This is a genomic window from Morganella sp. Je.2.23 (genome assembly GCF_051129855.1).
Lineage (GTDB): Bacteria > Pseudomonadota > Gammaproteobacteria > Enterobacterales > Enterobacteriaceae > Morganella > Morganella sibonii.
In genome coordinates this window covers 1-470 of the sequence record NZ_JBCPSQ010000031.1, presented here as the reverse complement: position 1 = coordinate 470, position 470 = coordinate 1, and the positions used below count along the sequence as shown (strand labels likewise).

The 470-nt window shown below is 68.1% G+C and carries 1 protein-coding gene; it reads left to right on the top strand.

Annotation, left to right across the window (positions count from 1 at the left end):
* Window positions 1-470: SDR family NAD(P)-dependent oxidoreductase (locus tag AAZR23_RS20725; RefSeq protein ID WP_434694505.1), on the top strand; the 470-nt coding region annotated here is incomplete at its 5' end.

Sequence of the window (470 nt, the reverse complement as noted above, 5' to 3'; positions counted from 1 at the left end):
AGTCCGTCGCGGACTATGCGGCGACCACCCGTCCGAGCAACGTGGCGCTCGATGAGATGCGCGCGGTGTGGGAGACCAATGTGTTCGGCGTGCTCGCGGTCTACCAAGCGATGCTGCCGCTGCTACGCAAGGCACCGGCGGCACGCATCGTCAATGTGTCGAGCGGCGCCGGCTCGCTGACGCGCAACGCCGACCCTGCCAATCCGCATCGGCCGATCTTCGGCCCGGTCTACCCCGCATCCAAGACCGCGCTGAATGCGATTACGCTCGCGATGGCGATCGAGCTGGAAGGGACCGCGATCAAGGTCAATGCCGTCTCGCCCGGCTTCACCAGGACCAACCTGAACAATTATGCCGGCACGGAGACCGTCGAGGAAGGCGCCCGCGAGGCGGTGCGGGTCGCCCTGCTCGGCCCCGATGGGCCGACGGGCACCTTCACCCACGCGACGCTCGGGGCGCTGCCCTGGTAG